This is a genomic window from Spirillospora sp. NPDC049024 (genome assembly GCF_040649235.1).
Taxonomy (GTDB): domain Bacteria; phylum Actinomycetota; class Actinomycetes; order Streptosporangiales; family Streptosporangiaceae; genus Spirillospora.
In genome coordinates this window covers 25,189-51,765 of sequence record NZ_JBEZFD010000034.1, presented here as the reverse complement: position 1 = coordinate 51,765, position 26,577 = coordinate 25,189, and the positions used below count along the sequence as shown (strand labels likewise).

Here is a 26,577-nt window from a genome sequence, read left to right as displayed (position 1 = left end):
ACCTATGAACATCGAAGCCGACCGCCTTGCTCACCTGCGGCGAAGCAGCGAGAAGATCCGAATGCTCGCCGAACGAGCCGACCGCACCGCCATCGACCGCTTCCTCGCCCGCCCGGAGACCGCCCGCCAGCTCGACGCCCCCACTCTCGACTTCCTCCGCCAAGCCCAAGACCTGATCAGCACCACCGCCCAAGTACTGACGACAGCGCTAGAAGCCGCGGACCCGTCCCACAACGACGGTGGCCAGCCGGCCGCAGCCTCTAACCCAGACCTCTACCTCGCACCACCCGGCGCGGGAGCCGTAACTTCACCCAGCACGCGGCCCCTCGACACCGCCGAGGCTTGGCGGTGCGCCCACCTTCGCCTGTCCCGCCATCACGACGACCCGATCCTCATTCACATCCAAGAATTCGAGGACGGCTACCAGGCCATTCCCATCGCGGTCCATATCCCCGAACCACCGCCCGTCCCCACTGTCGAGACCGCAACCACCCTGGTCATAGACAAGACCACCGGCACCGTCACCCAATGGCCCCTTCTCCCTCTCGACGCCCTAGCCCGCCTGTACCGCCGCTATCGACGGCGAGAACCCATGATCTTCGAGGATCACTCTCGGTAGCGCTGCTAATACAGCTAAGGGGCTTTTAGTCACGGCGCGGGTGTCGGCGACGACCAGGGCCCCGCACCAGCCGTGGTGGACGCTGACGCGAGGATCACCCCCGCGTGCGCGGGGAGCACAGTTCCGCCTGCGCCACGGACACGACGCCGGGGGACCAACCCCGCGTGCGCTGGGAGCACAGGTGCGCGAGCTGCGATTCGGTCAGCAGCCCAGGACCATCCCTGCATGCGTGGGGAGCACCACGTGTCGAGGTTGAACATCGCCTCTCACTTGGGACCATCCCCGCGTGCGCGGGGAGCACTGAGCAAGAACCTCTACAGCAACCATCCGATGGGGACCATCCCCGCGTGCGCGGGGAGCACCGTCTTTTTCAGCGTCCGGGGTTCGTCCGTCTGGGACCATCCCCGCGTGCGCGGGGAGCACCCGGCCGCTGAGCGCGCGGCGCTCGCGGAGGAGGGACCATCCCCGCGTGCGCGGGAGCACGTAAAGAAAGTTCTCATTCGGCTGGTCACAGCGGGATGTCCTTCCTCGGTTGATGCTTGACACTCCGGCATCGGTTGATGCTTGACGCCCTGTCGGCTGGCTTGGCTTTCGCGTGATCGTTGGATCGGTCGCGGGGAGGTCGGGTTGGCGCTGGTGGAGCTGAGCGTCGTGGAGCAGCGGTATCGCGCTGTGCTGGAAGTAGAGGCAGGATGCCCGGTGACCGAGGTCGCCGAGCGGTACGGAGTGTCGCGGCAGAGTGTGCACGCCTGGCTGGGCCGGTATCGGTCCGGTGGGCTGGCGGCGTTGGCGGACCGGTCGCACCGGCCGGCCAGTTGCCCGCATCGCACGGCGGCCGAGGTGGAGGCGCTGGTGTGTGAACTGCGCAGGGCCCATCCGCGGTGGGGACCGGCCCGGCTGGCGCATGAGCTGGCCCGCCGGGGCGTGGATCCGGTGCCCTCAACGGCGACGTTGTCGCGGATCCTGGCCCGCAACGGCCTGGTCGTCCCCGGCGGGCGGCGCCGCCCACGCTCGTCGTATCAGCGGTGGGAACGCGACGCACCCATGCAGCTGTGGCAGATCGACATCATGGGCGGGGTCATGCTCACCGACGGCCGCGAGGTCAAGCTGGTCAGCGGCATCGACGACCACTCCCGGTTCATCGTCATCGCCCGCCTGGTGTCGCGGGCCTCGGCCCGCGCGGTCTGCGCCGCGTTCGCCGCCGCCCTGGCCGAGCACGGGGCGCCCGAAGAGGTGCTGACCGACAACGGTAAGCAGTTCACCGGCCGGTTCACCCGCCCCCGCCCGGTCGAGGTGCTGTTCGAGAGGATCTGCCGCGACAACGGCATCACCGCCCGACACACCAAGATCCGCTCACCCACCACCACCGGCAAGGTCGAACGCTGGCACCGCACCGTCCGCGAGGAGTTCCTGGCCGTCCACGCCCCGTTCCCCAGCCTGCACCACGCCCAGCACGCCCTGGACGCATGGGTCGCCGACTACAACACCGCCCGCCCCCACCAGGCCCTGGACATGGCCACACCCGCCGACCGCTTCACCACCCGGCCCGGCACCGGGCAGAACATGTCGGCGTCGCTGCCGTTGCGGCTGCCCGCCGACCTGGCACCGGTGCCCACCACCCCCGGCCCGCCCACCGCAGGTCCGCCCACGGCCGCCCCCGTCCCGCCGACAGCGGTCCCGGCCGCAGTGGAGTTCGACCGCACCGTCCCGGCCAGCGGCAACATGACCGCGGCCGGACGACAGATCTGGCTCGGCCCCACCCTGGCCGGTCGGCAGGTGACGGTCTGGGCCAGCACCACCACCCTGCACGTCTTCCACCACGACCAGCTCATCAAAACCCACCCGGTCACCCTCACCAGCGACGACCTCCGCCGGCTCCACGCCCGCGGCGCACGCCCCGGCCGCCCGTCCCCGGCCACCGCGCTGCCCGCCGGTGACCTGCCCGCCGACGCGCTGGTCGAGGTCGACCGCACCGTCAACACCGCCGGACTGGTCTCCCTGGCCGGAAAACAGATCAGCGTCGGCCTCCCCCTCGCCGGCCGACGCCTCACCCTGCGCATCGGCCCGCACCTGATCCACGTCCTGGCCGACGGCGCACTGGCCTGCACCCGGCCCAGCCCACTGACCGGCGACCAACGCGCCCGTCTGCAAGGCGCCCGCGCCGCCGACCCCGCCCCCCTCGCCGAGACCAGCCCCGTCCGAGTTCAGCGGGTCGTCTCCAGCCAGGGCTCGCTGATGGTCGCCGGCTGCAAACTCCACCTCGGACAAACCCACCGCGGCAAAGTCGTCACCGTGATCTGCGAAGACACCCAGTTCCGCATCCTGCACGCAGGCCAGGAACTGGCCGTCCACCCCAGAACCCTGATCAAGGAGGTCAACCGCCGCCGAGCAAGCGGCCACATCACCTACGAAACCTAGGGACGGCGTCAACCATCACCCGAACACAAAACGTCAACCATCAACCGAGCTTGCACACTGGTCACAGCGGGACCATCCCCGCGTGCGCGGGGAGCACCCTGGGGACGTCTGCAGGACGTCCAACCCGGCGGGACCATCCCCGCGTGCGCGGGGAGCACAGGACCCAGGACGAGGACGGCCCCGCCTACGAGGGACCATCCCCGCGTGCGCGGGGAGCACTGGCACATGGCGCGCAGGTTCGCCGGGTTGCAGGGACCATCCCCGCGTGCGCGGGGAGCACAACCGGTGATGCATCGCCCACGAGCGCAGGCCGGGACCATCCCCGCGTGCGCGGGGAGCACCACTTCCAGCCGCTCCAATGGACAAGAAGGACGGGACCATCCCCGCGTGCGCGGGGAGCACGTCCACCCGTTCACCGGGCTGGTCGCGATCGGGGGACCATCCCCGCGTGCGCGGGGAGCACGTACCGGCGCCTCAACGGCTGGGTCCATGCCCGGGACCATCCCCGCGTGCGCGGGGAGCACGACGGCTGGACGGCGCTGGACTGCACGCGCAAGGGACCATCCCCGCGTGCGCGGGGAGCACGAGTTCACCTTCTCCAAGCTCAACCTCCAGACGGGACCATCCCCGCGTGCGCGGGGAGCACGAGTTCACCTTCTCCAAGCTCAACCTCCAGACGGGACCATCCCCGCGTGCGCGGGGAGCACACGGCGCTGCGCTGGTACTGGGCGTACGTGAAGGGACCATCCCCGCGTGCGCGGGGAGCACAAGACCCGCGTGTCCGAGCGCGAGATCGACCGGGGACCATCCCCGCGTGCGCGGGGAGCACAGCTCCCACGACAGGAACGCCTGCTCGCCGTTGGGACCATCCCCGCGTGCGCGGGGAGCACGGAACACGTGGAACAGTGCAGGTCAGGGCCCGGGGACCATCCCCGCGTGCGCGGGGAGCACAGATACCGCAGGATCGCGAGACCTACGCGCACGGGACCATCCCCGCGTGCGCGGGGAGCACAGCGGCATGGGGTCCAGCACGACCGGCGTGGAGGGACCATCCCCGCGTGCGCGGGGAGCACCGCCGGCTGGCATGCCGCGCTCGGTTCGGACCGGGGACCATCCCCGCGTGCGCGGGGAGCACGAACCACTCCCCCTCCTTGCGCTGTGCTGCGAGGGACCATCCCCGCGTGCGCGGGGAGCACAGCCGGAACCGGGTCAGGGTGTCCAGGGCGCCGGGACCATCCCCGCGTGCGCGGGGAGCACCGCGCGACAATTCCCGGTACCTACTCGACCCCGGGACCATCCCCGCGTGCGCGGGGAGCACGCCGCCGTGCTGACCCTGATCACCTTGTCCGGGGGACCATCCCCGCGTGCGCGGGGAGCACATCCGGCCGAGCCACCGGTTGTACTTCGTGTCGGGACCATCCCCGCGTGCGCGGGGAGCACGACGCCTCGCGCAGGTGGTCGTCGCGGTCGCCGGGACCATCCCCGCGTGCGCGGGGAGCACCAAGAACGCTGCTGCCGCGCAGGCCTCCAATCGGGACCATCCCCGCGTGCGCGGGGAGCACACCAAGGCGGGCGGCGCGCACACAAGGTGCGCGGGACCATCCCCGCGTGCGCGGGGAGCACCGTATCGACAAGCAGACCGCAGCGGTTGCCGCGGGACCATCCCCGCGTGCGCGGGGAGCACGAGACCACCCGGCCATCGGCGGTCTTGTACTTGGGACCATCCCCGCGTGCGCGGGGAGCACCACGTACCGGCGCGTCTGTGCCGTCAAGTCCCGGGGACCATCCCCGCGTGCGCGGGGAGCACCCCGTCGCCGATCGCCCGTCAGGGCGCCGCTCAGGACCATCCCCGCGTGCGCGGGGAGCACCTTGCCGCAGCATCGTGATCTCTGCTTCGTATGGGACCATCCCCGCGTGCGCGGGGAGCACCCGCCGCAGACCTCTCGTCGCTGGATCCGGTGGGGACCATCCCCGCGTGCGCGGGGAGCACCGGACACTCGATCATCGCTACCAAGAGGCCCGAAGGACCATCCCCGCGTGCGCGGGGAGCACCTGGACGCGGTCACCGCCATCGTCCAGGGCCGGGGACCATCCCCGCGTGCGCGGGGAGCACTCTCGCTGACCTGCGGGTTTATCGGCCGCTGGCCCTGATTTGGAGCACTTTATGAGATCCCGACATTTCGGACTTCAGGTTAGCGCTTGCCGTAGCGCCGTCGTTTTGATGCCTTGCTCCACCCGGCCGGCGGAGGCTTGGACGAGACAGCAGGCTTTGCCTTGGGGCGGCGGATCAGTGTCAGTCCCTCGTGGTCGATGGGCTGCCATTTGTGGTCGCGGCTCTCGAAGGTGAAGCCCTGCTCGTTGTTGGTGGTGTACGCGAGGAGTGCGCGGCCGGTGTCGGCGTACTGGTGCACTTCGTCCCAGAGGGCCTGCCTGATGCGGGCCGACGGGCCGCCGATGAAGACGCCGGGAGCGATCTCCATCAGCCAGCGAGTGAGGAAGCCACGCAAACCGGCAGGGCAGTTGGTGAGGATGATGATGGTCACCAGTACACGTCTTCGGCGTAGTTGCGTCCGGACTCGACATTCATGCCGTGGTCGCTTTGCAGAGTGACGTGGTCGATGCCGTCGCCGGTGGGGTCGTCCGGGGTGTCGTCGGGGAGGAGAAGCCGCTTGATGTCGTGGACGCAGCGGCGCAGCAGGCCTACCTCGTTGACGCGATCGCGAATGGCGCGACGGGTGCGAGACCCGACGTCCTCGGGGCTCTCGGCCGCGACCTCGAAAGCGACGGGGATGGCGATCTCGGTCTTGTAGAGGTCGGCGATGTCCAGGACGAAGGCGAGCTCGTGGCCGGAGTGGATGAATCCGAGACCGGGGGAGCAGCCGAGCGCGGCGACCGTGGTCTGGGCGATGCCGTACATGCATTGAGCCGCAGCGGTGACCGCCTGGTTAGCGGTGTCGCCGGAGTCGAAGTCGCCTGGAGCGTAGTGGCGCCCGTTCCATTGCAAGCCGACCCGGGATGCTTCGTAGCGGTAACGCTCTTTGACACGCCGTCCTTCGCGGCCCAGTAGCTCATGGCGGCCGAGGCCGGACGGGTCTTCACCCGGGAACCGCATGCGATACATGGCGCGAGCAACATCAAGGCGAGTGCGTCGGTTGGCCCATGCAGTGGCCTGCGCTTCGACCAGGGCCGAGGAGCGATTGAGGGACCGGCCGCCGGAGTAGAACCGGACACCTTGCTCACCCACCCAGACGACGCCTGCTCCGCTGTCGCCCAGGACGCTCATCGCTTGATGCGTGACGCGCGTGCCGGGGCCTAAGAGGAGAGTGCCGATGGTGGCGGACGGGATGTGGGTGATGCCATCGGCGTCTTCGGCCGTGATGGCGTTGTCTTCACGGTGCAGAGTGCAGCGTTCGAGGTAGATGAACGAGAGCCGGTCGCCCATCCGTGTGAGTTCGCGGGGCGAAGACGCTCTGCGCTTGCCGACGGTGGACATGGGTCAAGCCGTCGCCAGGGTCATCAGGCCGCATCCGTAGGCTTTGGCCCTGCCAAGTCCGTGCGTGAGGGTGCGCCGGAACGCGTCAGGGTCGGTGACTTCGAGGCGCCCGTCGTAGGTGACGGTGACCAGGGTGACCGGCTTGGTCGACCCCTTCTTCTTGAAGGCGAACTCCCGCCGATTGTGGACGAGCAGCTCATGCTGATCCATCTCGTCCTGGTGGTCTCGCGCTGAGGGCTTGCGGACTACGGCGAACCCTCCGCTCTCTTGCCGCTGCATGAGCCAGCGCATTTGGTGGCGGGGGGTGATGTGCGCGGTTGTCTTGGTCGGCACTCCGTCCTTGTTGCGGACGGAGTGGACGGGATTGGCGGTGAGTCGGAACGCCCACCGATCACCGGCTTTGAGCCGGTCGAGGAAGGGGCCGTAGTCGTAGGTCTCCCAGCGTGCGGTGGTAGGCCAGCCGGCTTGCTCGACCAGGTGAGTGAGATCGGGCTTGTAGGGGCTGACCACGCACAGATGAGTTTGGGACTGCCCAGCGCGGTCGATGCGCCAAAGCACGCGGGGTGCGTCCGACTCCGGGCTGGGGAGTTCAGCGAATGACGACATCACGGCCGCATGCAGGACCTGAGGAGAGGACAGCAGCTTCCGGGCGCCGATCCGTTGCGTGTTGATGCGGAAGCGCGTCAGATACATCACTGGCCTCGCAGGAGGGCGGTCGGGTCGTGGGCGGTGAGTGGCTTGGATTTGCGCCTGGAAGCGGGGTTGGGGATCTCTACGTGCTCGTGGCGAATGCCGCGAAGCGCATACCGGCGGTGCCGCGGGTCGAAACTCAGGGGTTGATCGCGAAGTGTGTCGACTGGGCCGTCGTGCTCGTCAGCCTGGACGATGGTCTCTAGACGTACCGTCGGCCCGCGATGACGGCGCTGGTGCCATGGAGAGGCCCGCCAGGGCTCGTCCTTCAAACGCTCGCGGAGTGTTTGTCCGTGGTGCACGCCCAACTCGACAGGTCGGGACGGAGGGCAGGAACGGCGCCCGAGGTAGGGCAGGAAAACCGGGGCGCGGAGCGCTTCATCGAGCCGCTCAATCAGGTTGTCGTCGCCCTCGACCACGGCGACGAACACCGCGTCCGATAGGTAGAACCGTTCGGAGACCGGCATGGATCGGCCGGTCTCGAAATGCTGAGCGGTCTGATAGTCACGGAGGGGCATACCGCGCTGGTCGACGCGAACACCAAACCGCAGCGCGGCCAGATCGGTCAGGTCGTCGGTGCGCTGTCTGCCGAGGGCAGCGGCCAGGAGGCCGATTACGCCGCTCTTGGTCGGGGCCTGCTCGGTGGTGCGGCGCGCGAACCGTGCCGAGGCCCCCCATGCCTGCAGAGGGCCGGCGAGCTGCAGCGTCAAGACGCTCACTGGTCGACTTCCTGCTGACGTGTGACCTCCTCGCCAACCGCGTTGACCAGCTCGGGCAAGGACACCTCTGTGCCGAGCTCGGACAGCGGTTCAGTGTTCTTGCCGACGCGCAGCACCCAGGTCTGAGCGTCCTCGGCGACACCGTAAGCCTGCTCGATGTCCGGGACGTAGCGGGCCAGGCGAGTGGCGGCCTCGTGCACGTATCCGCCGCTGTTCTGCTGCCTCGTGCAGGCTTCCTCGAACGCGGCGACGAAGCTGATCGGGCGGGACGAACGTATCTTCACCACGACCGCGTCCGGCAGGGTGTGGTTGCCGAACGTGTTGACCTTTCCGGTCGGCATCGAGGTGATGAAGCCCTGTACGAACGCCTCCACCGCCCGCCGGACCGGCTCGGTGACCGGCTCGTCTTCGCGCAAGCCCTTGCCCAGGTTCCTGCGAAGCAGGTCGACGTCGAGCGCTGCGTAGCGGTAGAGGGTGGCAGAGTTGAACTCCACCGTCCCGATCATGCCCGCGCCCAGGTCGTCGTCTTCGCGTTCCTTGTGGTCGTCGACGGCGGTGTAGTAGTCGGATTCGTTCTCCACCTGGTGAACGCTGAGGGCGTGCGCGACCTGGGTGGCGGCGTCGACGTTGATATCGGCGCCGTCGGCGACCATGCGCCCGAACAGCGCGATGTCCACGGAGTGACGGGCATTGGCGATCTGCTTGGCTCGCGCCTTGTTCTCTTTGTCCTTGAAGAAGGTCTTGATGTCGTCGCGGCCCTCGACGGCGAGTTCGGCGAGACCGTCTAGTTGACGGGCACTGAGGAACAGCAGGTACTTCGCCTCGGGCGGCGCGGCCGACTCGTCGCCCTCGTTGGAGGCGGCACCGCGGCGCTTGGGCACTTCGATCTTGGAGCCGGTCGCGTTCTGTACGGCCTCTGCCGCCAACGACCAGGCCTCCGACCGCTCGATGGATTCATCCAGCGCGCGGATGCGGTCGGTGAGCAGCTCGGCCACCCGCTTGGTCCGAACCCCCAGCTCGCTGGGATCCAGGAGATCATGAAAGGCCTTCCGGGTAGCGCGCTTCCACGCCTGGCTGGACACCCGGGCCCGCCGCACACCGCCATACACCGCAGTCTTGGGAGTGCCGGTGTCGTCACGATTCAGGTTGCTGGGCGGGACGCTCTGCAGCACGTGCAAGTCGATGATGGTGCGAGTCATGTGACGTCCTTGTCAGTCGTAGCCTCGCCCTGCGGCGTTCGCTCGGGCTGGGATATATCGCCTTTGTCGCGGACCGGGCGATAGGAGTGGAAGCTGCGGCCCCACTGCTGGCGGACCCGCGTAAGTCCCTCCGGTGTGTGGGCGTGGTAGAGCTGCTTTGCAAGCAATGCGTAGTCCAGGGGGATGGATTCTCGACGCAGGAGAGAGACGATCTCCCGGAGCCGGTAGGCCAGTACGTCCAGGCTGTCGGCCGTGCCCACCCGAACGAATCGACGGCGAATCGGCTCGTCGATCTCTCCCGGCGGCATCAGCCGACGGACGGCGGCACCTAGATCAACACCGGGAACGTTCATCTTCTGGGTCGTCCGCGACTGCTGATGCAGGGCGTACAGCGTCACGGCCAAGAAGGACGCGTTCTCTGCGCGAGTGGCCTGAAGTTCGCTGAGCGACTGGTCCTGGTAGAGCCGCTCGGCCCCGGTCAGCCCCCACAGTTCGGGAACGTCCTGGGGCAGCTTGCCCGCACCGCGCCGCAGCTGGGCCAGACGACTGACCGACGCGCTGGTGTCACGCAGGTACCCGGCCTGCAACTCGGTGACGAATTCGCCGACGACCCGACCGACCAGGTCGGACGCGTACTGCCGCTTGTCTTGCGATGCATCCGGGATCGCGGCGGTCATGTGCTGGCCTCCAAAGGCTCCTTGGGTGCTTCACCCGCCGTCTCGTCGCGGTCGGGGGCGGTGCCAGGCAACGCCTTACGCAATCGGTACTGAAAGGTCGCGTCAGCGCGCGCGGAGGTCAGCCACAACTCCTGCCCTTTGCCGGTCTGGACGACCCGGCCTTCCCAAGCACCGTCTCCGGCGTCGGTGACCTCCTGAGCCCCGAGCTGGGTGACGATGGCACGCGCTTCGTCTTGCCAGGCTTCCCGCTGTGGCTGGGGCGGCTCCTGCGGACGCAGGGCGGCGAGCCATGTGCGGAAGGGGCCGTCCAGCATGCCGTAGCCCTGGCGCATTGCACGGGTGCGGGCGGGCTCGGGGGCGGCACCGACGGCGCGGGCAAGATCGGCGGCCAGGTCTCCCAGCACGTTGACCGCGTTGTCCGCGTCGCCGACCGCGTCGATGGCGGCTTGGCCGAGCCGGGTGTCCCGCTGATGCAGCAGGACCACCGGCATCGCGACGGCATCGTCGATCACCTCATCGATCACCGACTGCTGGGTCCCGTACTGAGCGCCCACCAGCCGTGCACGCACCAGGAAATCCACAGGGAAGTCGCCTTCGACCGTGAGGCGGGAAACCCAGTCCAGGATCCGAGGCCGCACGATGGCCGCAGCCTCTTTGCGCTGCTCCGCCCCCGGCGCCCGCCCGGCTACCAGTGCACCCAGACCACGCCACGCGCCCTGGCTCGGGTCATGTTCGCGCGGCAAGTAGACCTGAGCTAGACCGTGCTTCTTCTCCTGCGCCGGGCTGCGCCGCCAGCTGGTCATCGGCTCTCGCAGGTGCTGGTTGCGCGGACTCAGCGGGTCGCCGTAGCCCAGCACCACGCCGTGGATACCCGTGTCGTCGAAGACGAGCCGGATTCGGCGCGACTGCCAGGTGTAGAGATCACGCACACCTGCCGGGCGCCGGCTGAGCTCCAGAGGGTCCATCTCCGTTGGGCCGGGTGTCGGGTGACGCCAGGCGGGGGAGTCCTGCTCTGGATCGACCCGAAGGTTGTCAGAGTCGAAGGCGATGAGGTTGAGCAGTAGGGTCTCGCGCAGGTTCGCGCCCTCGACGAAGACACCACCCAGGTTCCCCGCCCAGCCGACGCCGAGGGGATAGACCTTGCCGCCCTTGGCCCGTGGGTCACCCACAGCGCCCGTCTTAATGCCGGAGGTGTCGAAGGCGTGCGCATGCACCACCCAACGGGCCGCCTCGGCAAACGACAGGCGCTCGACGCCACGGGCACGCATGGTGAAGAACTGGGAGCCATTGGGGACGTCGGCAACCAGACGATCCAGAGAAGCGACCTCGTTCTTGGCCGTCCGTAACCCAGCTGTCTGGAAGAACGGAGTTTCCGAGTGCAGCAGGTCAAACCGGTGCCGGTGCCGGTCGAGGTACGCGGCGATCCCAGCAGGGCCGTCCACGGGCAGGCCCTCATCCCACAACTGCTGCCAGTGCATCAGGTCGACCGGCCCGTTCACCGCGTCGTGCAACACGGCCAGCAGCAGCCGTAACAACGCGAACTCCTGGGTCGGCACATCCCCGACCAGACGTCGCACGTCGCCGGCCTGAGCGAAGACGTCCAGCAGCGACAGCTGGTCCTCTGTGCCGTCAGCACGCAGGGTCGGCAGCCACGGCTCGCGGATCAGGTCGAACGATGCCGCTGAAAGATCACTGGACACGCGTCACCTCAAGGCCATCGGCACGGCTGTACTGCAGGTCGTAACCTGCCAGCCGGTACCGACAGTTCTCGTCCAGCATCAAGATCAGTTCTCCCGCCAGCCAGTGACTTTCCTTGGACTGCCACGCCGGGACGCACTCGGCCTCCAACTCCTCGATCGCTCGGTCGAGCACCTCGGGGATCGAGAACTGGAACGGCAGCCGCAGCCCGCACGCCGCCACGATCCGGGCAAGATCCCACGACGGCGCCGCTTCGGTCGGCAGCTCCCGTCCGCCCTGCCCGTCCTCCAGCCATGGCAGCGTCTGGACAGTCCCGTCGGCCAACCGCTGGACGACCAGCACCTCCAGTGACTCCCGGCTGTCGCGGACCTGGGCACGGCCGGCCCGGGTATCGTCGGCGTCCCCGACACCCGCGTCGATCCAGCCGACCAGAGCGCGCCCTGGGCGCCCCACGTCGTTGATCTGAAAACTCTCGGCCTTCTCACGCTGCAGCTGCTGATGAAGGAGATGCTCCTTGTAGGCAGCTTCCATCGCGTCCTGCCAGGCAGGTGGCCCGGCCACGGCCGTCCCATACGCCTCCTGCACTAGCGGACTGATGTCCTCCGGAAGCCTCACCACATGGCCCGTCGCGGCCGTCCCTGACAAATACGGCTCCAGCACTGCCGCTGACCGCAGCAGCGCATGACGCCGATAGATTCGCTGCGAGCCCTTGACCGGCTCGACAGGAGCCGCATCCCAGTCCACGCCCACCAGCAGGCAGCGGGCTGAACGCAGGCGTTCGGGACGTTCTCCCTGCCCCTTTCCGCGAGCGTGCCGGTGGAGCCGTCCCATGCGCTGAAGCAGCAGGTCCACCGGGCACAGATCCGTCACCAACAGATCGAAGTCGATGTCCAAGGACTGCTCGGCGACCTGGCTGGCCACCACGATGTGCTTCACCGGACGGTGTCCCGCGCACTGTTCAGGTGGCCCGAACATCTCCAGCAGCTCGGCGTCCTTGCGGGCACGGTCCAAGTCGACGAAACGGGCGTGCGCCACTGTGACGTCGACGTCCGGCAACCGCTCACGCAGGAACTGGGCCGTCTCCAGGACCCGCCCGACCGTGTTGCGCACCACCAGAGCACAGCCACCATCGGCGAGCTCATGCTCCAGACGATCCGCCAGGGCGCCTAGATCGTCACTCAGTCGCTCCAGCCGAACATCCGTACGTCGCCCCGACGGCATCACGCTTTCGACGATCGGACGCTTTGCCGACCCGATAGCCGTCAGCAACGGATAGTCCTTGGCCTCTTCCACCTCCGACAACTTCGCCCCACCAGTGGAGTACGCCTCGGCCAACTCTGCACGCCGCTTCGCAGGCAGTGTCGCCGACAACACCACCACCGGCACCCGGTACGTGCCCAACCACGACAGAACCCTGTCCAGATAGGAGTTCATGTAGGTGTCGTAGGCGTGCGCCTCATCGATGATTACAACCTTGCCCGCCAGGGCCAGGTGGCGCAGAGCGAGATGCCGGCTCTTCAAGCCCATGAACAGGAGCTGGTCGACCGTCCCCACCACGAACGATGACAGCATCGCCTTCTTGCGCCCATGCAGCCACTGGTGCGCCACCAACTCCGCGGAGGAAGCCCGCCGGTCCTTTCGTGGCCGCCACTCGTCCTCGTCGCCATCGATCTCGACCCCGGTGACGACTCGCTTCCCTGCCTGGACGAGCTCACCGAAGTCCTCGTTGAGCGCCGCTTTCGAGTGAGCCAGCATCACAGACCGAAGCGCCCCGCTATCCGCATCCGGCACCTGCCGCAGCCACTTCAACATCCGCGGGAACATCGCATTGGCCGTGGCCATCGAGGGCAAGGCAACGAAAACACCGCCCGCCCCGGACCGGGCCGCGAACACTTCCGCTACCGCCAAGGCGGCCTCGGTCTTCCCCTCGCCCATCGGAGCCTCGATCACGATCAGACCGGGCTCTGACATTCGCTTCGCCACCTCGATGGCGCGCTTCTGAACGGGCCGGATGCGAGCACCGGCCGGCAACTCGAATCGAGATGCGAACAACTCCGCCGCGTCCGCGGCCGCCTCGGCGGGCCGCCATGGCGCCGGAAGAGCAAGCCCCCGCCATGCCGCCTCGACCCTCTCGGTGTCGGTAGCCCCCAACCCGTCAGGGAAATACGGGAAGAGATCAGAATTGCTTGCCACCCAATCGGCGACGATGACCAGCCCTGTCAATGCGACCTGGGCAGCTTGCGAGAGCTGGACCTTTCGCCAATCAGCGAGGCGATCTTCAATGCCGCACATCGCCGCACAAGCGTCCAGAATCTCCGTCTGGACGCGCCGCCAAGCAGCCTCGTAACCAGGTGCACGGAGTAGATCCGGATGTGTGTTCAGTTCGCGGATGCTAGAGAATGTCGGCGGCACTCCATGATGCCCGCCCGCAATGATCGAGAACGGCAGCGTCGACGGCCGGGACCAACCACGCCCAAGCAACCACTCCTGTAAGAGCATCTGCCCCGCAAGCCCGTGAGAAGCGAGCCTGCGGTCGGGCATACGCTTGCCGGACGGCATCCCCAAGCCCGCATCCCGCATCCCGTCAGCAAGCGATTCGACCTGACATGCGAATGCTGGCGTTGCCTTTCCGATGTCATGAGTCGCCGCCGCCCAAACCGCCAGCCCGCGCGCGTCCTCCATGCCCCCAGGCAACTGATCCGCCACGACTACGCGTGCTTGACGAGGCAACCAAAAATCCCACAGCAATCCTGCAACAGCGCCACTGTCGGCAAGATGCCGCCACAACGGCAACCACCCGTCGGACTTTCGATCATGCTTAGCCCAAACCAGCCGAGCCGTGTCCGTCAGACGCCCCTGAAGCCACGCGCCGTTTGTTCCCCCATCGAGCACACGGAAGGTTTAACACGTCGACCTCGATGGCCGTCCGGACAACTGCGAACTGGCGGTGCCCGCCGCCCGTTGCCCGCCTGAGCGCCACTGTGCACACCCCTCGGTGAGCAGGGACAATACGGCCACCGCTGATGACACGAGTCGACACTCCGACCACAATGGGCCACCGCGTACCATGAAGAGCGGCGCGCTGCCACGTCAGCTCCGCCGGAACTAGGAAGTCGTGCCAGTCCACTGGATGTGTGAAGGGCCCCAGCCCGCGATGCAGCCGGACAGGCCGCTCCGCTGACGTCATGCAACTCCGGGAAGTCCGATATGTCCGTCTGTTTAAAAGTGCTCGAAACCAGGCCCGTGCCGCGATAAAAGCCCAGGTCGTGGAGTGTGCTCCCCGCGCACGCGGGGATGGTCCCTCCACGATTTCTGAGGGGTCATCCACGCCTCTGTGCTCCCCGCGCACGCGGGGATGGTCCCTCGGCGAACCGCTGGCGGCACCGCTCCGCACGGTGCTCCCCGCGCACGCGGGGATGGTCCCGGGCTCAGTGCCCGCCCGATCGGGTAGCTGTAGTGCTCCCCGCGCACGCGGGGATGGTCCCGGGTGTCCCGTACTCCCGTACGGTCGCGTCATGTGCTCCCCGCGCACGCGGGGATGGTCCCCGCAAGCTCAACGCGATCGTTGAGGGCGCGCAGTGCTCCCCGCGCACGCGGGGATGGTCCCACCTCGCCCTCGGCGGCGGGGGCCGGTGCGGCGTGCTCCCCGCGCACGCGGGGATGGTCCCGCCTGCGCGGTCGGCGCGAGCTTCTTCAGCGAGTGCTCCCCGCGCACGCGGGGATGGTCCCTCGGCGCGCTCCTCGGGCGGGAGCAGGTCGTGGTGCTCCCCGCGCACGCGGGGATGGTCCCTCGAAGAACTCAAGGGCTGGCTCGAAGGGCTGGTGCTCCCCGCGCACGCGGGGATGGTCCCCGTGCTCGATGAGTAGCATCGAACACGGATGTGTGCTCCCCGCGCACGCGGGGATGGTCCCATCCCGTAGACCGAGGCGCCGGAGTGCATGTGGTGCTCCCCGCGCACGCGGGGATGGTCCCCGGACGTGCCCGACCTGCAACGGGTCCGGCAAGTGCTCCCCGCGCACGCGGGGATGGTCCCGGGTGGGGCACCTCCCCGGACGGGCAGGCGTGGTGCTCCCCGCGCACGCGGGGATGGTCCCGCGGCCTTGTCGGATCAGGTGCGGCAGCTCGGGTGCTCCCCGCGCACGCGGGGATGGTCCATGGCGGCCAGTGTCGGTATCGACCCGGGCGACGTGCTCCCCGCGCACGCGGGGATGGTCCCACAAGTTCCCTGATCACAGGCTATGGCATCCAGTGCTCCCCGCGCACGCGGGGATGGTCCCTGGTATGACGTGTTCGGCTTCAAGCCGCTGACGTGCTCCCCGCGCACGCGGGGATGGTCCCCCGGTGGTGCTACCGCGCCGCCGGTGTGGCTAGTGCTCCCCGCGCACGCGGGGATGGTCCCCCGTACGCCGGGATGTCGTACGGCCCCAGTTCGTGCTCCCCGCGCACGCGGGGATGGTCCCCGCATGGTGTTGGGGGCGGGGCCCGCGGATTCGTGCTCCCCGCGCACGCGGGGATGGTCCCCCCGGTGGGGGCGCGAAACAACCAACTCAATGGTGCTCCCCGCGCACGCGGGGATGGTCCACCCCATCGGACGGATCAGACGCGCCGCCGGCCTGTGCTCCCCGCGCACGCGGGGATGGTCCCTGTCTGGTGAGCCCCCAGAACGGGGCGACGATGTGCTCCCCGCGCACGCGGGGATGGTCCCGCGTCCACCTGCAACGGCCAGACGTCCGCCCAGTGCTCCCCGCGCACGCGGGGATGGTCCCCGCGCCCCCTGAGACGATCAGGTGGCGGAGTTGTGCTCCCCGCGCACGCGGGGATGGTCCCGCGCTACGCGCGGCCGGCGTGACCGGTGCGAGGTGCTCCCCGCGCACGCGGGGATGGTCCCCGCCTCCCACAGGTCGGGCTCGGGCTCTGTGTGTGCTCCCCGCGCACGCGGGGATGGTCCCGGGCACGCCAACGAGGTAGTGCCCGAGCTGGGGTGCTCGCCGCGCACGCGGGGATGGTCCCCCCGCGACACCGACCCCAACCGGTCGGATCCTGTGCTCCCCGCGCACGCGGGGATGGTCCCTGAGTGAGCTGATTGGTGATGGCTTGGGAGTCGTGCTCCCCGCGCACGCGGGGATGGTCCCGGCGGGCGGTCCACGCGACGCCGAGATTTGCGGTGCTCCCCGCGCACGCGGGGATGGTCCCATCGGCCATGCAATCCCGCGCGCCGGCGACGTGTGCTCCCCGCGCACGCGGGGGTGGTCCCATGTATCCGTTGTGCTGCGTGATCGCCTTGTCGTGCTCCCCGCGCACGCGGGGATGGTCCCGCCAGGAACATCGCCAGGGTGGACTTGCCGATGTGCTCCCCGCGCACGCGGGGATGGTCCCCGGCCGGGACGGCGGACGGGCATAGGCTGTGCTCCCCGAGCGTGCAGGAATTTGGCAGCTGGGGTTATGCCCTGCGATGGGAAGGGAGAGCCTGCCGGTTTCCGGGTGCGGTCATCACGAGCGCCGATGCCCCCTCTCAGCTTTGAGGGAGGATCGGGCGGGCGGCCCCGCGCAGTTGTTCGAATTGGTGGGGAGTTCGGTGAGTGTGGTTGGGAAGTCGGCTGCGGCCAGCTTGGGTTGGTTCTGCTCGTTAAGAGTGGTGGCTCGACGGATTATCAGGCCTACTTCTTGAGGTATGGAGTCGGGGGAGAGGAGGTCTTGGATTACGTGACCTAGCGTGGTGATGGCTCGGTTGCCTCTGATCCGGGCTGCGTCATAGCGGGTTGATAGTTCGCGCACCGATACAGATACGCGCGGCAGGTGGGTTGGGTATTTGTTGTGCCGGTTGACTGCGCCTATGGTGGCTGCGTCGTTGATGGCGGCGTGGTGGTGTGCGGCGAGGTTATTGCAGGCTTCGATCGTTTTGAGGGTGACCGCGGCGACGGTTGCTGCGTCGGTGAGGTCGGGGGCCAGTTCATGGGGCGCTTTTAGTCGGCTGGATGCGTGAGGGCTTGGCGTCCAGGCGGGGTCGGCGTGTATGAGGCGGCCCAGGCGGATGATGAGGTCGCTGGCGTCGGTGGCCGGGCCGTTGGCGGGGTGGCCGTAGTGGCCGATGTGCTCGTCCCAGCGCCGGATGATGGTTCTCCAGGTGCGGCCGGTGTGCTGTACGTCTGTTGCCGCCTCTTTGAGAGCGGGTAGGCGCTCAGATTCGTTCAGCTCGTTGATCCGGTGAATCAGTTGGTGGACGGTTTTTGAGCCGATGTCGCAGATGATGGCGGCTGCTCGCGCGAGGTAGCGCCAAGTAGTGATCGAGGTAGTGGTCTGCGGGTTGTTCAGCCGTTGGATGCTGGTGTCGATGCCGGCGAGGGCTTGAGTGACGTCCTCGCCGACCACGGGAGGGATGCGGTCCGGCGTGTGCTGGGGCTGGACGGCGGTGATGGTCGGTGAGGTCTGGTTCTCGCTGTAGATGCGGGAGAGGAACGCCGCCTTCAGGAGCAGTACGCCGGCCTGGCTGGTGGGCGCAGGAGTGCGCCAAGCCAAGTGGCCGATGGTGGAAGTGTGAACGCTGAGTTGGTGCAGCAGGGAGCGGGCGCTGTCGGGCGCTGCGATCACGACCGCGGTCGCTGAGGTCATCTGGTCATGGGCGGTGGGGAAGTGTGTGGACAGTAGGTCCAGGCCGCAGCCCAGGGCGATAGAGGTGGCGCGGAGCTTCTGTGCCAGGGCCGACCGTGGGGTTTCAGTGGCTGCGGGTGGACCGAGGAGGTCTTCGGCTTGCTTGATGAGGTCGCTGGCGCGGCGGGCGCCGTCCCGCACGCCGGTGCCGGCTGGATCGGGGATGCCGAAGCCTTCTGCGATCTGGTCGTGGTAGCGGGCGAGGACGTGGGCGAGGCGTGCCAGCTCAGGCAGGGTCGTGCGACTGCGGATGTCTCTTTCGAAGCGTGCCAGGTGGAGTTGGTTGCGGAGGTCGGTGAGGTGTTCGTTGGCGAGGTTGGTCATCTCCCCGAACGTGGCCATGGGCCGCTACCGGAGTGCGTCGCGTAGGCGTCCGGCGTGCAGGGCGGCTTGGAGGCAGGCCAGCTTGTCGTCGGGATCGCTGGCCAGTTCGGCGGCCCGGACGAGGCTTTGGGAGGTCTTGCGGGCGAGGTCGAACAGGGCGTCGGCGGTCGCGTTCTGGCCGGTGTGGTCGGCGGGAAGGGTGGCGCGCAGGGATGGGGCTTGGCGAAGTGCCTGGTGTGCTTGGACGGCTTCGCCTTCGGCCATGCCCCAGGCGATGAAGCCGTCTGGGGATTGGGCGGCGTAGGCGGTGATGACGCGCTCGGCGTGGGCGAGGTCGTTGAGGGCGCTGTTGAGAAGCTCGGTGAACCAGTTGTGGCGGACGTCTTGGTGCTGGCGTTCGTGAGTCATCGCGGTGTCCTCCGGGTGCACGGTTGAGCCGGTCCGAGAGTCGGCTTGATGGGTGCGGCATGGGTTTGGTCGCGATTGCAGGGGGCGCCTAGGTCGAGGCCATGGGGTGCTCCGATCGGTGGCTATGCGGTGGGAGTTGATCTGCAGGACGCGGGTGGCGGCCGCTTGCGGTCGGGAGTGTCCGACGGTGCTGCGGTGAGGTTGTGGCCGATGTCGGTGGGGAAGTCCGCGGCGGCGGCGTTGGTGTCGGGCTGCCGGAACCTCGCCGCGGCCCGGCGCGGGACGAGTTCGTTGTGGAGACGGGACGCGGAGACGCTCAGTACGGCCAGGAGCCGTTGGCAGTCGTTTTCGAGCTTGGGGCGGGTTGATGCCGGGGCGTTTGGGAGCTGTTTGGTGAGGTTGATGTAGAGCTGTTCGGCTTGGTCGGCGGAGTTCACGGTGCCGAGGATCGTTTTGGTCGGTGGGAACGCGGGTGCGGGCGCCAAGTACGCGGCTGGCTCGGCGTAGATGTAGGGGATGCCGGGCACCGCGACGAGGTAGGTGGTCTCGTCGTCGGGGCCGGTGGTCTGCCAGCCGATGACGGTGCCGCAGCGGGCGTCCTGTCGGGTGAGGCGTACCTGGTCACCGGGCTTGTAGGGGGCGTCCTCGGAAACCTCTTCGGCGTTGAGGGCGCGGCCGGTGCTGACGACGCCGGAGAAGTTGATGCCGTGGTAGTTGGCGTAGTGCTCTAGGTCGCAGACCAGTGCGGCGAGCAGGGCCTCGGTATAGAAGGGGTCGCGTTGCAGAAGGGAAGGTTTGCCAGGGAAGGCGTCCAGCTCGTAGACGGTCAGGGTGTGCGTGGCGCGCTCGATGCGCTTGGCGTTGTGGGGCATGGGGCCTACTTCATGGCCGCGTGGACGTTGCCGGCGTGGTGGACGGCTCGCAGGCAGGCCACTCGATCGGCGGGATCGGTGGTCTTGGAGGCGACGTTGAGGATGGCTTCGGCGACGATCATCACCAGGGCGGCGATGGAGTTGGCGAGTTCCGGTACGTCGGTGTCCGACAGGGAGCGGTCCGGCCAGGTGAGTGTGGGAGCGTCGGCCAGAGCCCACCAAGCGTCGCTCGCCTCGGCGAGGGCGGTCTGGTAGGCGTCCTCGGGTGCGGATTGGGCCAGGACGGTGGTGGCGCGCTCGATCAGTTCCATCCCCATGAAGGCGGCTGCGAGGAGCGTGGGGAGAGAGTCGGCCGTCTTGATCTGTCGGGCGGCGTAGTCGAAGAAGTACTTCAGTGGGACCTCCGTGGCGTGGACGCCCGTCCTCAGGACGTCAGATGCGTGCATAAAAACGCTGTACTCGAACCTCATTGCTTATGGTCGATAGCGCGCCTATGGGGATGCGTTGTCGTGCCGAGTTCTTCCAGGTGGTGGCGGCTAGCGGCGATGGCCGGTGCGCTTGCTGCCACGGGCATCGGAGTGGGGCGTTGTGCGCGGGCCGGGGTGTTGCTCTGTGAGTCCTTGTTCCAGCGGTATGGGGAAGTCCCGTGCGGCGAGCTGGCCGGGGCTGAGCGCTGTGTCCTCGACTTCGATCTCGGCTTGGGCAGGGGTTAGTCGTTGCTCTACCTCGGCCAGCAGCAGGTCGGTGACGTCACGGGTGTCCATGCCGTTCCAGGCCACCAGGGCATCGAGCAGGACCTGGCGATCGTTGAGATCGTCTTGGTGCGGTGGGACGCCGGCGAGGTCGGCCCGTCCGATCCGGGTCATCGCCTCGACGAGGGCCTCTTCGGCCAGAAGTGGGTCACCGATGATGCCCCTCGTGGTGGACGTGGCCGGGAACGGTGCAGTCTCTCGGAGGTCGGCGGCGGGGACGCTGCGGCTGCTGGTCTCGCCGAGGAAGAGGACGTAGTACTCGGTCGGGCCCTCATGAGGAACGTGGATTCCGGTGACGCTGCCCCGGGTCGGTCGCCCGAGCAGGGCCGCCTCGTCGGCGGCCGGTCCTTCGAGTTGGATGGTCGAGCCGATGGCGTAGACGTCGGGGCTGTTGCGTTCGCTGAGGTAGTAGCCGTTGGCTTGGGCGAGAATGTCGTTGAACTCCAGACCGCGGTGCTGTGCGTAGTGCATCAAGTCGATCAGCAGGTCGCCGAGGAGCTCGCGGGCGTGGACGTCGTTGCTTCGGTGGTCGAGGTGCTCGGTCTCCTCGAAGAGGGCTTGGAAGGAGTCCAACGCTGCGGCTCCGAACTCGGCGAACTCTTCGGCGCCGGCTTCGGCCATTCGGCCTCCATGGGTTCGAGTGCGGGTGGCATGCGAGGTGGCGAGGGGGACTCAGGTGTGGCGCTTGGGCGGGTTAGGCCGGTTGCCTGGGCTGGGCCTTGTGCTGGGCGGTCGGTCGGGCGACGGTGAGGGAACCGGGGCCTGGGGGAACTCGGTTGCGGACAGCCGCACTTCAGATCGTCCTCGGCCCGGCGGGACCGGCTTCTGAACGGCGGCCAGGATGCGGTCGTGGAGGTGACGCATGATCGCGTCGGGACGGCCGCCGGACCAGGTCCCCAGCCTCATGGTCAGCTGTGCGAGGTCGGTGAGCGCCTGCTCGTCGGCGACGAGGCCGCTGGCGGCGGCGCGCTTGAGCCGGACACCGATGTCGATGATCGTCGACTCGGCGCCTCGGGCGCTGACGACGACACCAGCCGTTCGCGTGGAGAGCGGCGGGAACGGATCGGCCGGTTCCAGCTCGGACGCCGTAACGTGCAGACCTTGGTGGATGCCCGGCACGCGGACCGTGCACTGTGCGCCGCCGTCTGGCGAGGCTGCCAGTGCGGTGATGAAGCCGCGCCACAGCGGAAACCGCGGCTTGGCCCCTGTGGCGGTGCGCTCCTGCCGGAACTGGACCTCGCTTGCGAGCCGGAAGCGTTCGACCGGGTGGTCGGCCCGCCCGCCGCGATCGAGTCGTTCCTGATGGAGCAGGGCCAAGGTGTCGTCGACTCTCAGGTCCCGGCGCTCGGCGTAGCGGACGAGTTGATCGATGAGCGACTTGCTGAGCAACTCGGCCAGCAGCGGGTCGGCCCGGTGGCTGGGAAGTTTGTCGGGCAAAACTTGCCGCTGGTAGGTGTCGAGCGCGTTGGCGACTGCCTCGTCATGCTCGCGCATTCAGTACCTCCGGATGACTGAGCGGGTAAGGCGGGATCACTTCAGGCGGGGACGTGGTTTGGTGCCTGGCGGCTCGGGCCGGCTGGTGGTTGACGGGGTCGGTTGCTCGCCAGCCAGGCTGGCGGCGATGCTGTTCGGGAACGCGGACGCGGCGCGGCGGGCGGCCGATGAGCGGTCGTCCGGCGACGGCGGGGAGACTCTCGCCTGGTGCCGCAGGTGGTGCAGGACCCGTTGGGGTGTCGTGCCGGACCAGGTAGCCAGGGCGGTGGACAGCTCCTTCAGATCCGCGACTACCTCAGGGGCAGGAGCGGTGTCCCGCTTGGTCGCAAGGTCGCCGAGGATCTCGATGATGGTGTCTTCGGCCTCCAGCGCGGAGAAGACGATCCCGCGGGTGCGAGTCGGTACTGGGACCAGCCGGGTGGCCGGTTCGAGTTGCGAGGTGATGGTGTGCTGCGGGTCGATGAGCCCCGGGACGCGCAGGACACATTCGGCGTCCTGTCCGGAGCCGGATGACTTCAGTTCGGTGATGAAGCCGCAGTGGTCGTCGGCGTCTCGGTCGCGGAACTGGACTTCGGTGTTGAGGCGGAAGCTGTAGAGAGGGTTGCTCAGGGCCCCGCCGCGGTCGATGCGGGCTTGTACGAGTGCGTCCAAGAGGTCGACGACGTCCAAATGGTTGCTCTCGCCGTAGGTGATGAGGTCAACGACGAGGGCGTGCACCAGCCCTTCGGCTTCTGCGCGGTCGTTGCGGTGCCCATGGGCAAGATCCCCGAACAGGTGCTGTTCGTAGGCGTCCAGCGCCAGGGCAGCGGCAGCCAGGCGTCCAGTCACATGGACCTCCAGTCAGCGGTTCGCAGCGTCCGAGGCGAGTTCATGCGTCCGCCGGGGCGAAGTCGTCTTGGTCGACGCCCAGCCACCAGGCGGGGACCGGGATGACGCGCGCCTGGTGCGGGGCCAGATGCTCGTTCTCGGTGCACTGGTAGAAGGGCCCGCGTGGCCCCAGCAGGACGGGGATCTGGTGGTCGAGGTGGTCGCGGTACCACAGGGCCATGCCGGTGGCGCCCTGCAGCCGCATCGCCTCCCAGGAGAACCACAGGGCGGTGAGGCGGGAGATGGCTTCGCCGTGCCGCCACCATTCGGCGCACCAGCGGAATTCGCCGCCGAGGGTGCGCCGGTACATCGGGACGAAGTGCTGGGTCACCCAGGCGGTGACATCCGGATACAGCGGCTTGAGACGTTGGTCGTTCGTGCGTGGGGTATCGGGGCGGGACATGGAGCCTCCAGAGCGGTCGAGTTGTGCACGCAGGGCCCTTTCATGGACAGGGGGCGGATCAGTTGGTGTCGCGGTGGTAGTGGCGGCGGGCGGCGTCAGCGATGGCGATATCGGCGGTCTTGATCGCCGTGTTGATGGCCGCGGCGTGCGGTCCGGCGTACCAGGGACGCAGGCGGATGAGGGCGGGTTTGGTGCCTGTCGCGAGCAGTAGCGCGGTGCCGGTGGGCAGGGCGCGGATGTCGGCGGCTTCGAGGATTTCCTGGCGGCGCAGCGAGATCTGTTCGCTGGCGCGTCCGTCGCTGTAGGTGATGGAGCGGACGGGCACGTCGTGCTGCCCGATGAGGGTCGCCAGGTCGCGGACGAGGCGGGGTGAGTCGATGCCGGCGCCGATGAGTTTGCGGGTTGCGGCGCCCCACAGGGCGGCCATGCCGGGCTCGCCCCAGACGGTGACGCCCTGCTCGTAGCTCTGCAGGATGGTGACCGGGATGATGCCGCGTGAGCCGAGGTGGGAGTAGAGCTGCGGGAGATCGGCGATGCGGCAGATGTTGGCGGCCTCGTCCAGCGCGACGATGAGCGGCGGGTCCAGACGTCCGCCGGCTTGTTCGGCGCGGCGCTCGGCGGCACGCATGGTGGTGTCGGTGAGTGCGGCGATCAGCGGAGCCGCCGCCGAGAGCGACTTCGACAGCAGGTACAGCGTGTCGCGCGAGGTCGCGAACGCGTCCGGGTCGAAGACCGGCAGGTCGCGGGCGGGGGTGACCCAGGCGAGGATCTCCTGGTCGCGCAGTGCCTTGGCCGCCGTCCGAGCGGTCTGGTAGATGCCGTCCCGCGTCTCGACGGCCCCGTTCTGCGTGCCTTTGAGCGAAGAGGCCATGAGCTGGAACCCGGCCTTCTGAAGCAGCTCGATCGGTGTGGGGACGGCCGGCTCGTCCAGCCACTGCGCCACATGATGGAGCGAGCGGCCGGAGGTTGCGGCGGCCAGGAACAAGGCGCACAGCAGGTCTTGTGCGGCCGGCCCCCACAGGTCCTTCTTCTGGCCGTCGTCGACGGTGAGGACGAAGTGCCCGGCGAGCCGGTGGGCGTCCTCGACGGTTGAGAGGCCCGCGAGCGGGTTCCACCACCAGGCTTGCGGCTGGTAGGTGATGTGCTGCGGATCGAACAGCCAGATCTCCCCGCCCGTGCGTTTCGCGCGGACGGTGGCGATCGCTGACCACAGATCGGCCTTGTTGCTGGTCGCGATGACGGGGCCCGGCGCGGAGAGGACGTGTGGGATCGACTGGGTGGTCGTCTTGCCTGAGCGCGGCGCCATGAACGCGACCACGGTGTCCTCGAACGACGCGAACAACGTCGGGCCGGAACGCTCGCCGGGGAGAAGGACGTCGCCCAGGACGAGGCCGATGTCGTCCCGATCCAACTCCTCTGGGGCGGACTTGGCGAGAGATCGTCTCAGCGCGATGGCTTTGCGTGCGGTCGCATCGGGTTGGAGGGCGGTCAGGCCCGGGTTGTCGGCGAGCGCGGCGACAGCATCTCCAGGCTGGGGCAGGCGCGCAGCTATACGCGAGCAGATCTCCCAGGCGCCACACACCACCGCGGTGACCAGGAGCGCGAGGATGAGAAGGACCAGCGGTGTCGGTGTTCCCGGCCATGTGCTGCTGGTCTGACCTTTGGCGAGGGCGATCGCGAAATCGGAGCCGAAGGGCATGACCGTCCCGCCCGTCGCGACCGCGCAAAGCTTGGCAGCGATCCATACGACCCACAGCACGACGATGGGTGTCCAGCAGGCGGCCAGCACCAGCCATCCGGCACCCGCGTTGGAATGCCACAGCGATGCCCGCGGCCCCAGCGCCCGTGTCATCCAGCACCTCTGATGGCCTGGTCGGTGTCGTAGAGGTCGGTTTCGGGGCCGACGAGGGAGAGTTCGACGGGGATGCCGAGGCGTTCGCCGGTCTTGATGAGGTACTTGCCGCGCCCGGGGTGGCGGGCGCCGGGTTGCCAGGAGTCGGGGGCCGACCAGGAGGTCACCAGGCGCTGTTCGGGGCCGGTGAGAGGGGTGATCTCGTGGACGCGGGCCAGTTCGCGTGGCGGGAGTCCGGCCAGAACGGTGATGGCGGAGCGGTCGGCGAAGCCCTTGGCCTTGGCGCGGTCTTCCTCGGTGGCCAGGGCGTCCAGGTCGGAGAGCGAGTGAGTGATCATGATCGAGGCCATGCCTTTGGCGCGGTTGAGGCGGGTCAGGGCGTCGGCGTGCTCGACCAGGCCCGGGGCGCCGCGCAGCGCCCGCCACAGTTCGTCCATGACACCCAGGTAGGAGCGGCGCGGGGCGGCGCCGAGGTCGGCGAGGGCGGTGGCGGCGTCGACCATGCCGAAGGCGTAGGCCCAGGTGCACAGCATCGCGGCGGTGAGGAGCTTGTCGCCGGCGGCTCGCACGCGGGAGATGTCGACGCTGATCGCCGGTGCGTCCAGGTTCAGCGGACGAGTGGTGGGGGAGTCGAAGACGCCGGCGAGCGACCCGGAGATGAGCAGGTCGAGGGTGAAGACCAGGTCGCGGGTCTGGGCCCGGTAGGACTCGGCGGAGTCGGTGCGGGTCGCTGAGCGCAGCTCGTCCGGGCCTTGCTCCAGGATGCGCAGGACGTCCACGACAGTGGGGTCATTGGCCAGGCGCTCGTCGAGCAGGTCGATGGCGCGGCCGAGGAGGACCTCCTCGGCGTTGGTGATGCGGGCTTCGCGGACGAGCGTCGCCAGCGCCAGCAGCAGCGAGAGCCGCCGGGACCGCACTTCCCACCGCAGGGTTTCGGCGTCGGCTCCGGTGAGGCGTTGCCGTGCCTGGTCCAGGGGCCCGGCGTCGAGAGGGTTGATGCGGTCGAAACCGCGGCCGACCCGGATGACTTGGCCGCCGAGGTACTCGACCAGCAGGCTGTAGTCGGGTTTGGTGTCGCCGAGGATGATCGGTGTGGTGCCGGTGGCGACGGCGCCGGTGACCAGGCGCTTGACGAGGGTGGATTTGCCGGTGCCGGGCTGCCCGAGGACGAACATGCCCGGGTTAGTGACCAGGCCTTCGCGGAGCCAGGCCAGTGGGTCGAGGCAGACGACCTCGCCCCAGAGCTGGTGGCGTCCGATCGGGGTTCCGGCGGTGGGTGTTCCTGAGCCGGCGGTGAAGGGGTACAGCCCGCAGACTTGGCTGGTCGTGGCCTGGAACTCCGGGGCGGCTTCGACGTGCGCGGCGCGTCCGGTAGCTGGGCCGCGCCAGCCCCACGGCGGGGCGAGCGGCTCGGACATTGCCGCGGTTTCGGCGTTGGGCAAG

20 protein-coding genes and 2 CRISPR repeat arrays are annotated in these 26,577 nt (G+C 68.5%); of the genes, 2 read left to right on the top strand and 18 right to left on the bottom strand.

Annotation, left to right across the window (positions count from 1 at the left end; all coding sequences use genetic code 11):
• Positions 1-4 precede the first annotated feature (4 nt).
• Both AB0C21_RS40035 and AB0C21_RS40030 read left to right on the top strand, forming a co-directional pair.
• On the top strand, positions 5-619 hold the full coding sequence (locus AB0C21_RS40035; RefSeq protein ID WP_500211429.1) for an SUKH-4 family immunity protein: 615 nt from the start codon (positions 5-7) through the stop codon (positions 617-619).
• Positions 620-1,261: 642 nt separating this feature from the next.
• Entirely contained in the window at positions 1,262-3,037 is a 1,776-nt protein-coding gene (locus AB0C21_RS40030; protein ID WP_500211457.1) for an IS481 family transposase, read from the top strand.
• A gap of 68 nt (positions 3,038-3,105) precedes the next feature.
• Positions 3,106-5,150: a CRISPR direct-repeat array (repeat unit 29 nt; unit sequence GGGACCATCCCCGCGTGCGCGGGGAGCAC).
• A gap of 79 nt (positions 5,151-5,229) precedes the next feature.
• Here AB0C21_RS40030 and cas2e read toward each other — a convergent pair.
• The 18 genes from cas2e to AB0C21_RS39940 all read right to left on the bottom strand — a co-directional run bounded on the left by cas2e (position 5,230) and on the right by AB0C21_RS39940 (position 26,576).
• Positions 5,230-5,580, bottom strand: coding sequence for a type I-E CRISPR-associated endoribonuclease Cas2e (gene cas2e / locus AB0C21_RS40025; RefSeq protein WP_500211428.1), 351 nt, complete (start codon positions 5,578-5,580; stop codon positions 5,230-5,232).
• Positions 5,577-6,530, bottom strand: a complete 954-nt coding sequence (gene cas1e / locus AB0C21_RS40020) for a type I-E CRISPR-associated endonuclease Cas1e (RefSeq protein WP_500211427.1) — start codon at positions 6,528-6,530, stop codon at positions 5,577-5,579. Before cas1e ends, cas2e begins: the two co-directional genes overlap by 4 nt.
• 3 nt (positions 6,531-6,533) lie before the next feature.
• Positions 6,534-7,223: a type I-E CRISPR-associated protein Cas6/Cse3/CasE gene (gene cas6e, locus AB0C21_RS40015; RefSeq protein ID WP_500211426.1), complete on the bottom strand. Its 690-nt coding sequence runs from the start codon at positions 7,221-7,223 to the stop codon at positions 6,534-6,536.
• Positions 7,223-7,939, bottom strand: coding sequence for a type I-E CRISPR-associated protein Cas5/CasD (cas5e, locus tag AB0C21_RS40010; RefSeq protein ID WP_500211425.1), 717 nt, complete (start codon positions 7,937-7,939; stop codon positions 7,223-7,225). The genes cas6e and cas5e overlap by 1 nt, the downstream gene beginning before the upstream one ends.
• Positions 7,936-9,138 carry a type I-E CRISPR-associated protein Cas7/Cse4/CasC gene (gene cas7e, locus AB0C21_RS40005; protein WP_500211424.1) on the bottom strand — a complete coding sequence of 401 codons (1,203 nt, stop codon included), beginning with the start codon at positions 9,136-9,138 and terminating at the stop codon, positions 7,936-7,938. The genes cas5e and cas7e overlap by 4 nt, the downstream gene beginning before the upstream one ends.
• Positions 9,135-9,815 (bottom strand): type I-E CRISPR-associated protein Cse2/CasB, encoded by a 681-nt coding sequence (casB, locus tag AB0C21_RS40000; RefSeq protein WP_500211423.1) that lies wholly within the window; start codon positions 9,813-9,815, stop codon positions 9,135-9,137. Before casB ends, cas7e begins: the two co-directional genes overlap by 4 nt.
• Entirely contained in the window at positions 9,812-11,515 is a 1,704-nt protein-coding gene (gene casA / locus AB0C21_RS39995; protein ID WP_500211422.1) for a type I-E CRISPR-associated protein Cse1/CasA, read from the bottom strand. The genes casB and casA overlap by 4 nt, the downstream gene beginning before the upstream one ends.
• Positions 11,505-14,405, bottom strand: a complete 2,901-nt coding sequence (gene cas3 / locus AB0C21_RS39990; protein WP_500211420.1) for a CRISPR-associated helicase Cas3' — start codon at positions 14,403-14,405, stop codon at positions 11,505-11,507. Before cas3 ends, casA begins: the two co-directional genes overlap by 11 nt.
• 381 nt (positions 14,406-14,786) lie before the next feature.
• A CRISPR array of direct repeats spans positions 14,787-16,890; the repeat unit is 29 nt; unit sequence GTGCTCCCCGCGCACGCGGGGATGGTCCC.
• Positions 16,891-17,004: 114 nt separating this feature from the next.
• Positions 17,005-18,486, bottom strand: coding sequence for a hypothetical protein (locus tag AB0C21_RS39985; protein ID WP_500211419.1), 1,482 nt, complete (start codon positions 18,484-18,486; stop codon positions 17,005-17,007).
• 24 nt (positions 18,487-18,510) lie between these two features.
• Positions 18,511-18,894, bottom strand: coding sequence for a hypothetical protein (locus AB0C21_RS39980; protein WP_500211418.1), 384 nt, complete (start codon positions 18,892-18,894; stop codon positions 18,511-18,513).
• 122 nt (positions 18,895-19,016) lie between these two features.
• The gene (locus AB0C21_RS39975; RefSeq protein WP_500211417.1) at positions 19,017-19,766 is read right to left on the bottom strand and encodes a hypothetical protein; all 750 of its coding nucleotides are present in this window, start codon (positions 19,764-19,766) and stop codon (positions 19,017-19,019) included.
• 5 nt (positions 19,767-19,771) lie between these two features.
• Positions 19,772-20,212 (bottom strand): hypothetical protein, encoded by a 441-nt coding sequence (locus AB0C21_RS39970; protein ID WP_500211416.1) that lies wholly within the window; start codon positions 20,210-20,212, stop codon positions 19,772-19,774.
• A 90-nt stretch (positions 20,213-20,302) separates the two neighbouring features.
• On the bottom strand, positions 20,303-21,139 hold the full coding sequence (locus AB0C21_RS39965; protein WP_500211415.1) for a hypothetical protein: 837 nt from the start codon (positions 21,137-21,139) through the stop codon (positions 20,303-20,305).
• A gap of 51 nt (positions 21,140-21,190) precedes the next feature.
• A complete protein-coding gene (locus tag AB0C21_RS39960) occupies positions 21,191-22,012 on the bottom strand; it encodes a hypothetical protein (RefSeq protein ID WP_500211414.1) in 822 nt (273 codons plus the stop codon).
• Between the two features lie 36 nt (positions 22,013-22,048).
• Positions 22,049-22,840 carry a hypothetical protein gene (locus AB0C21_RS39955; RefSeq protein ID WP_500211412.1) on the bottom strand — a complete coding sequence of 264 codons (792 nt, stop codon included), beginning with the start codon at positions 22,838-22,840 and terminating at the stop codon, positions 22,049-22,051.
• Positions 22,841-22,880: 40 nt separating this feature from the next.
• Positions 22,881-23,282, bottom strand: coding sequence for a DUF4913 domain-containing protein (locus AB0C21_RS39950; protein ID WP_500211411.1), 402 nt, complete (start codon positions 23,280-23,282; stop codon positions 22,881-22,883).
• Positions 23,283-23,340: 58 nt separating this feature from the next.
• A complete protein-coding gene (locus AB0C21_RS39945) occupies positions 23,341-25,134 on the bottom strand; it encodes a type IV secretory system conjugative DNA transfer family protein (protein ID WP_500211410.1) in 1,794 nt (597 codons plus the stop codon).
• The gene (locus AB0C21_RS39940; RefSeq protein ID WP_500211409.1) at positions 25,131-26,576 is read right to left on the bottom strand and encodes a putative type IV secretion/conjugal transfer ATPase; all 1,446 of its coding nucleotides are present in this window, start codon (positions 26,574-26,576) and stop codon (positions 25,131-25,133) included. The genes AB0C21_RS39945 and AB0C21_RS39940 overlap by 4 nt, the downstream gene beginning before the upstream one ends.
• Position 26,577 lies beyond the last annotated feature (1 nt).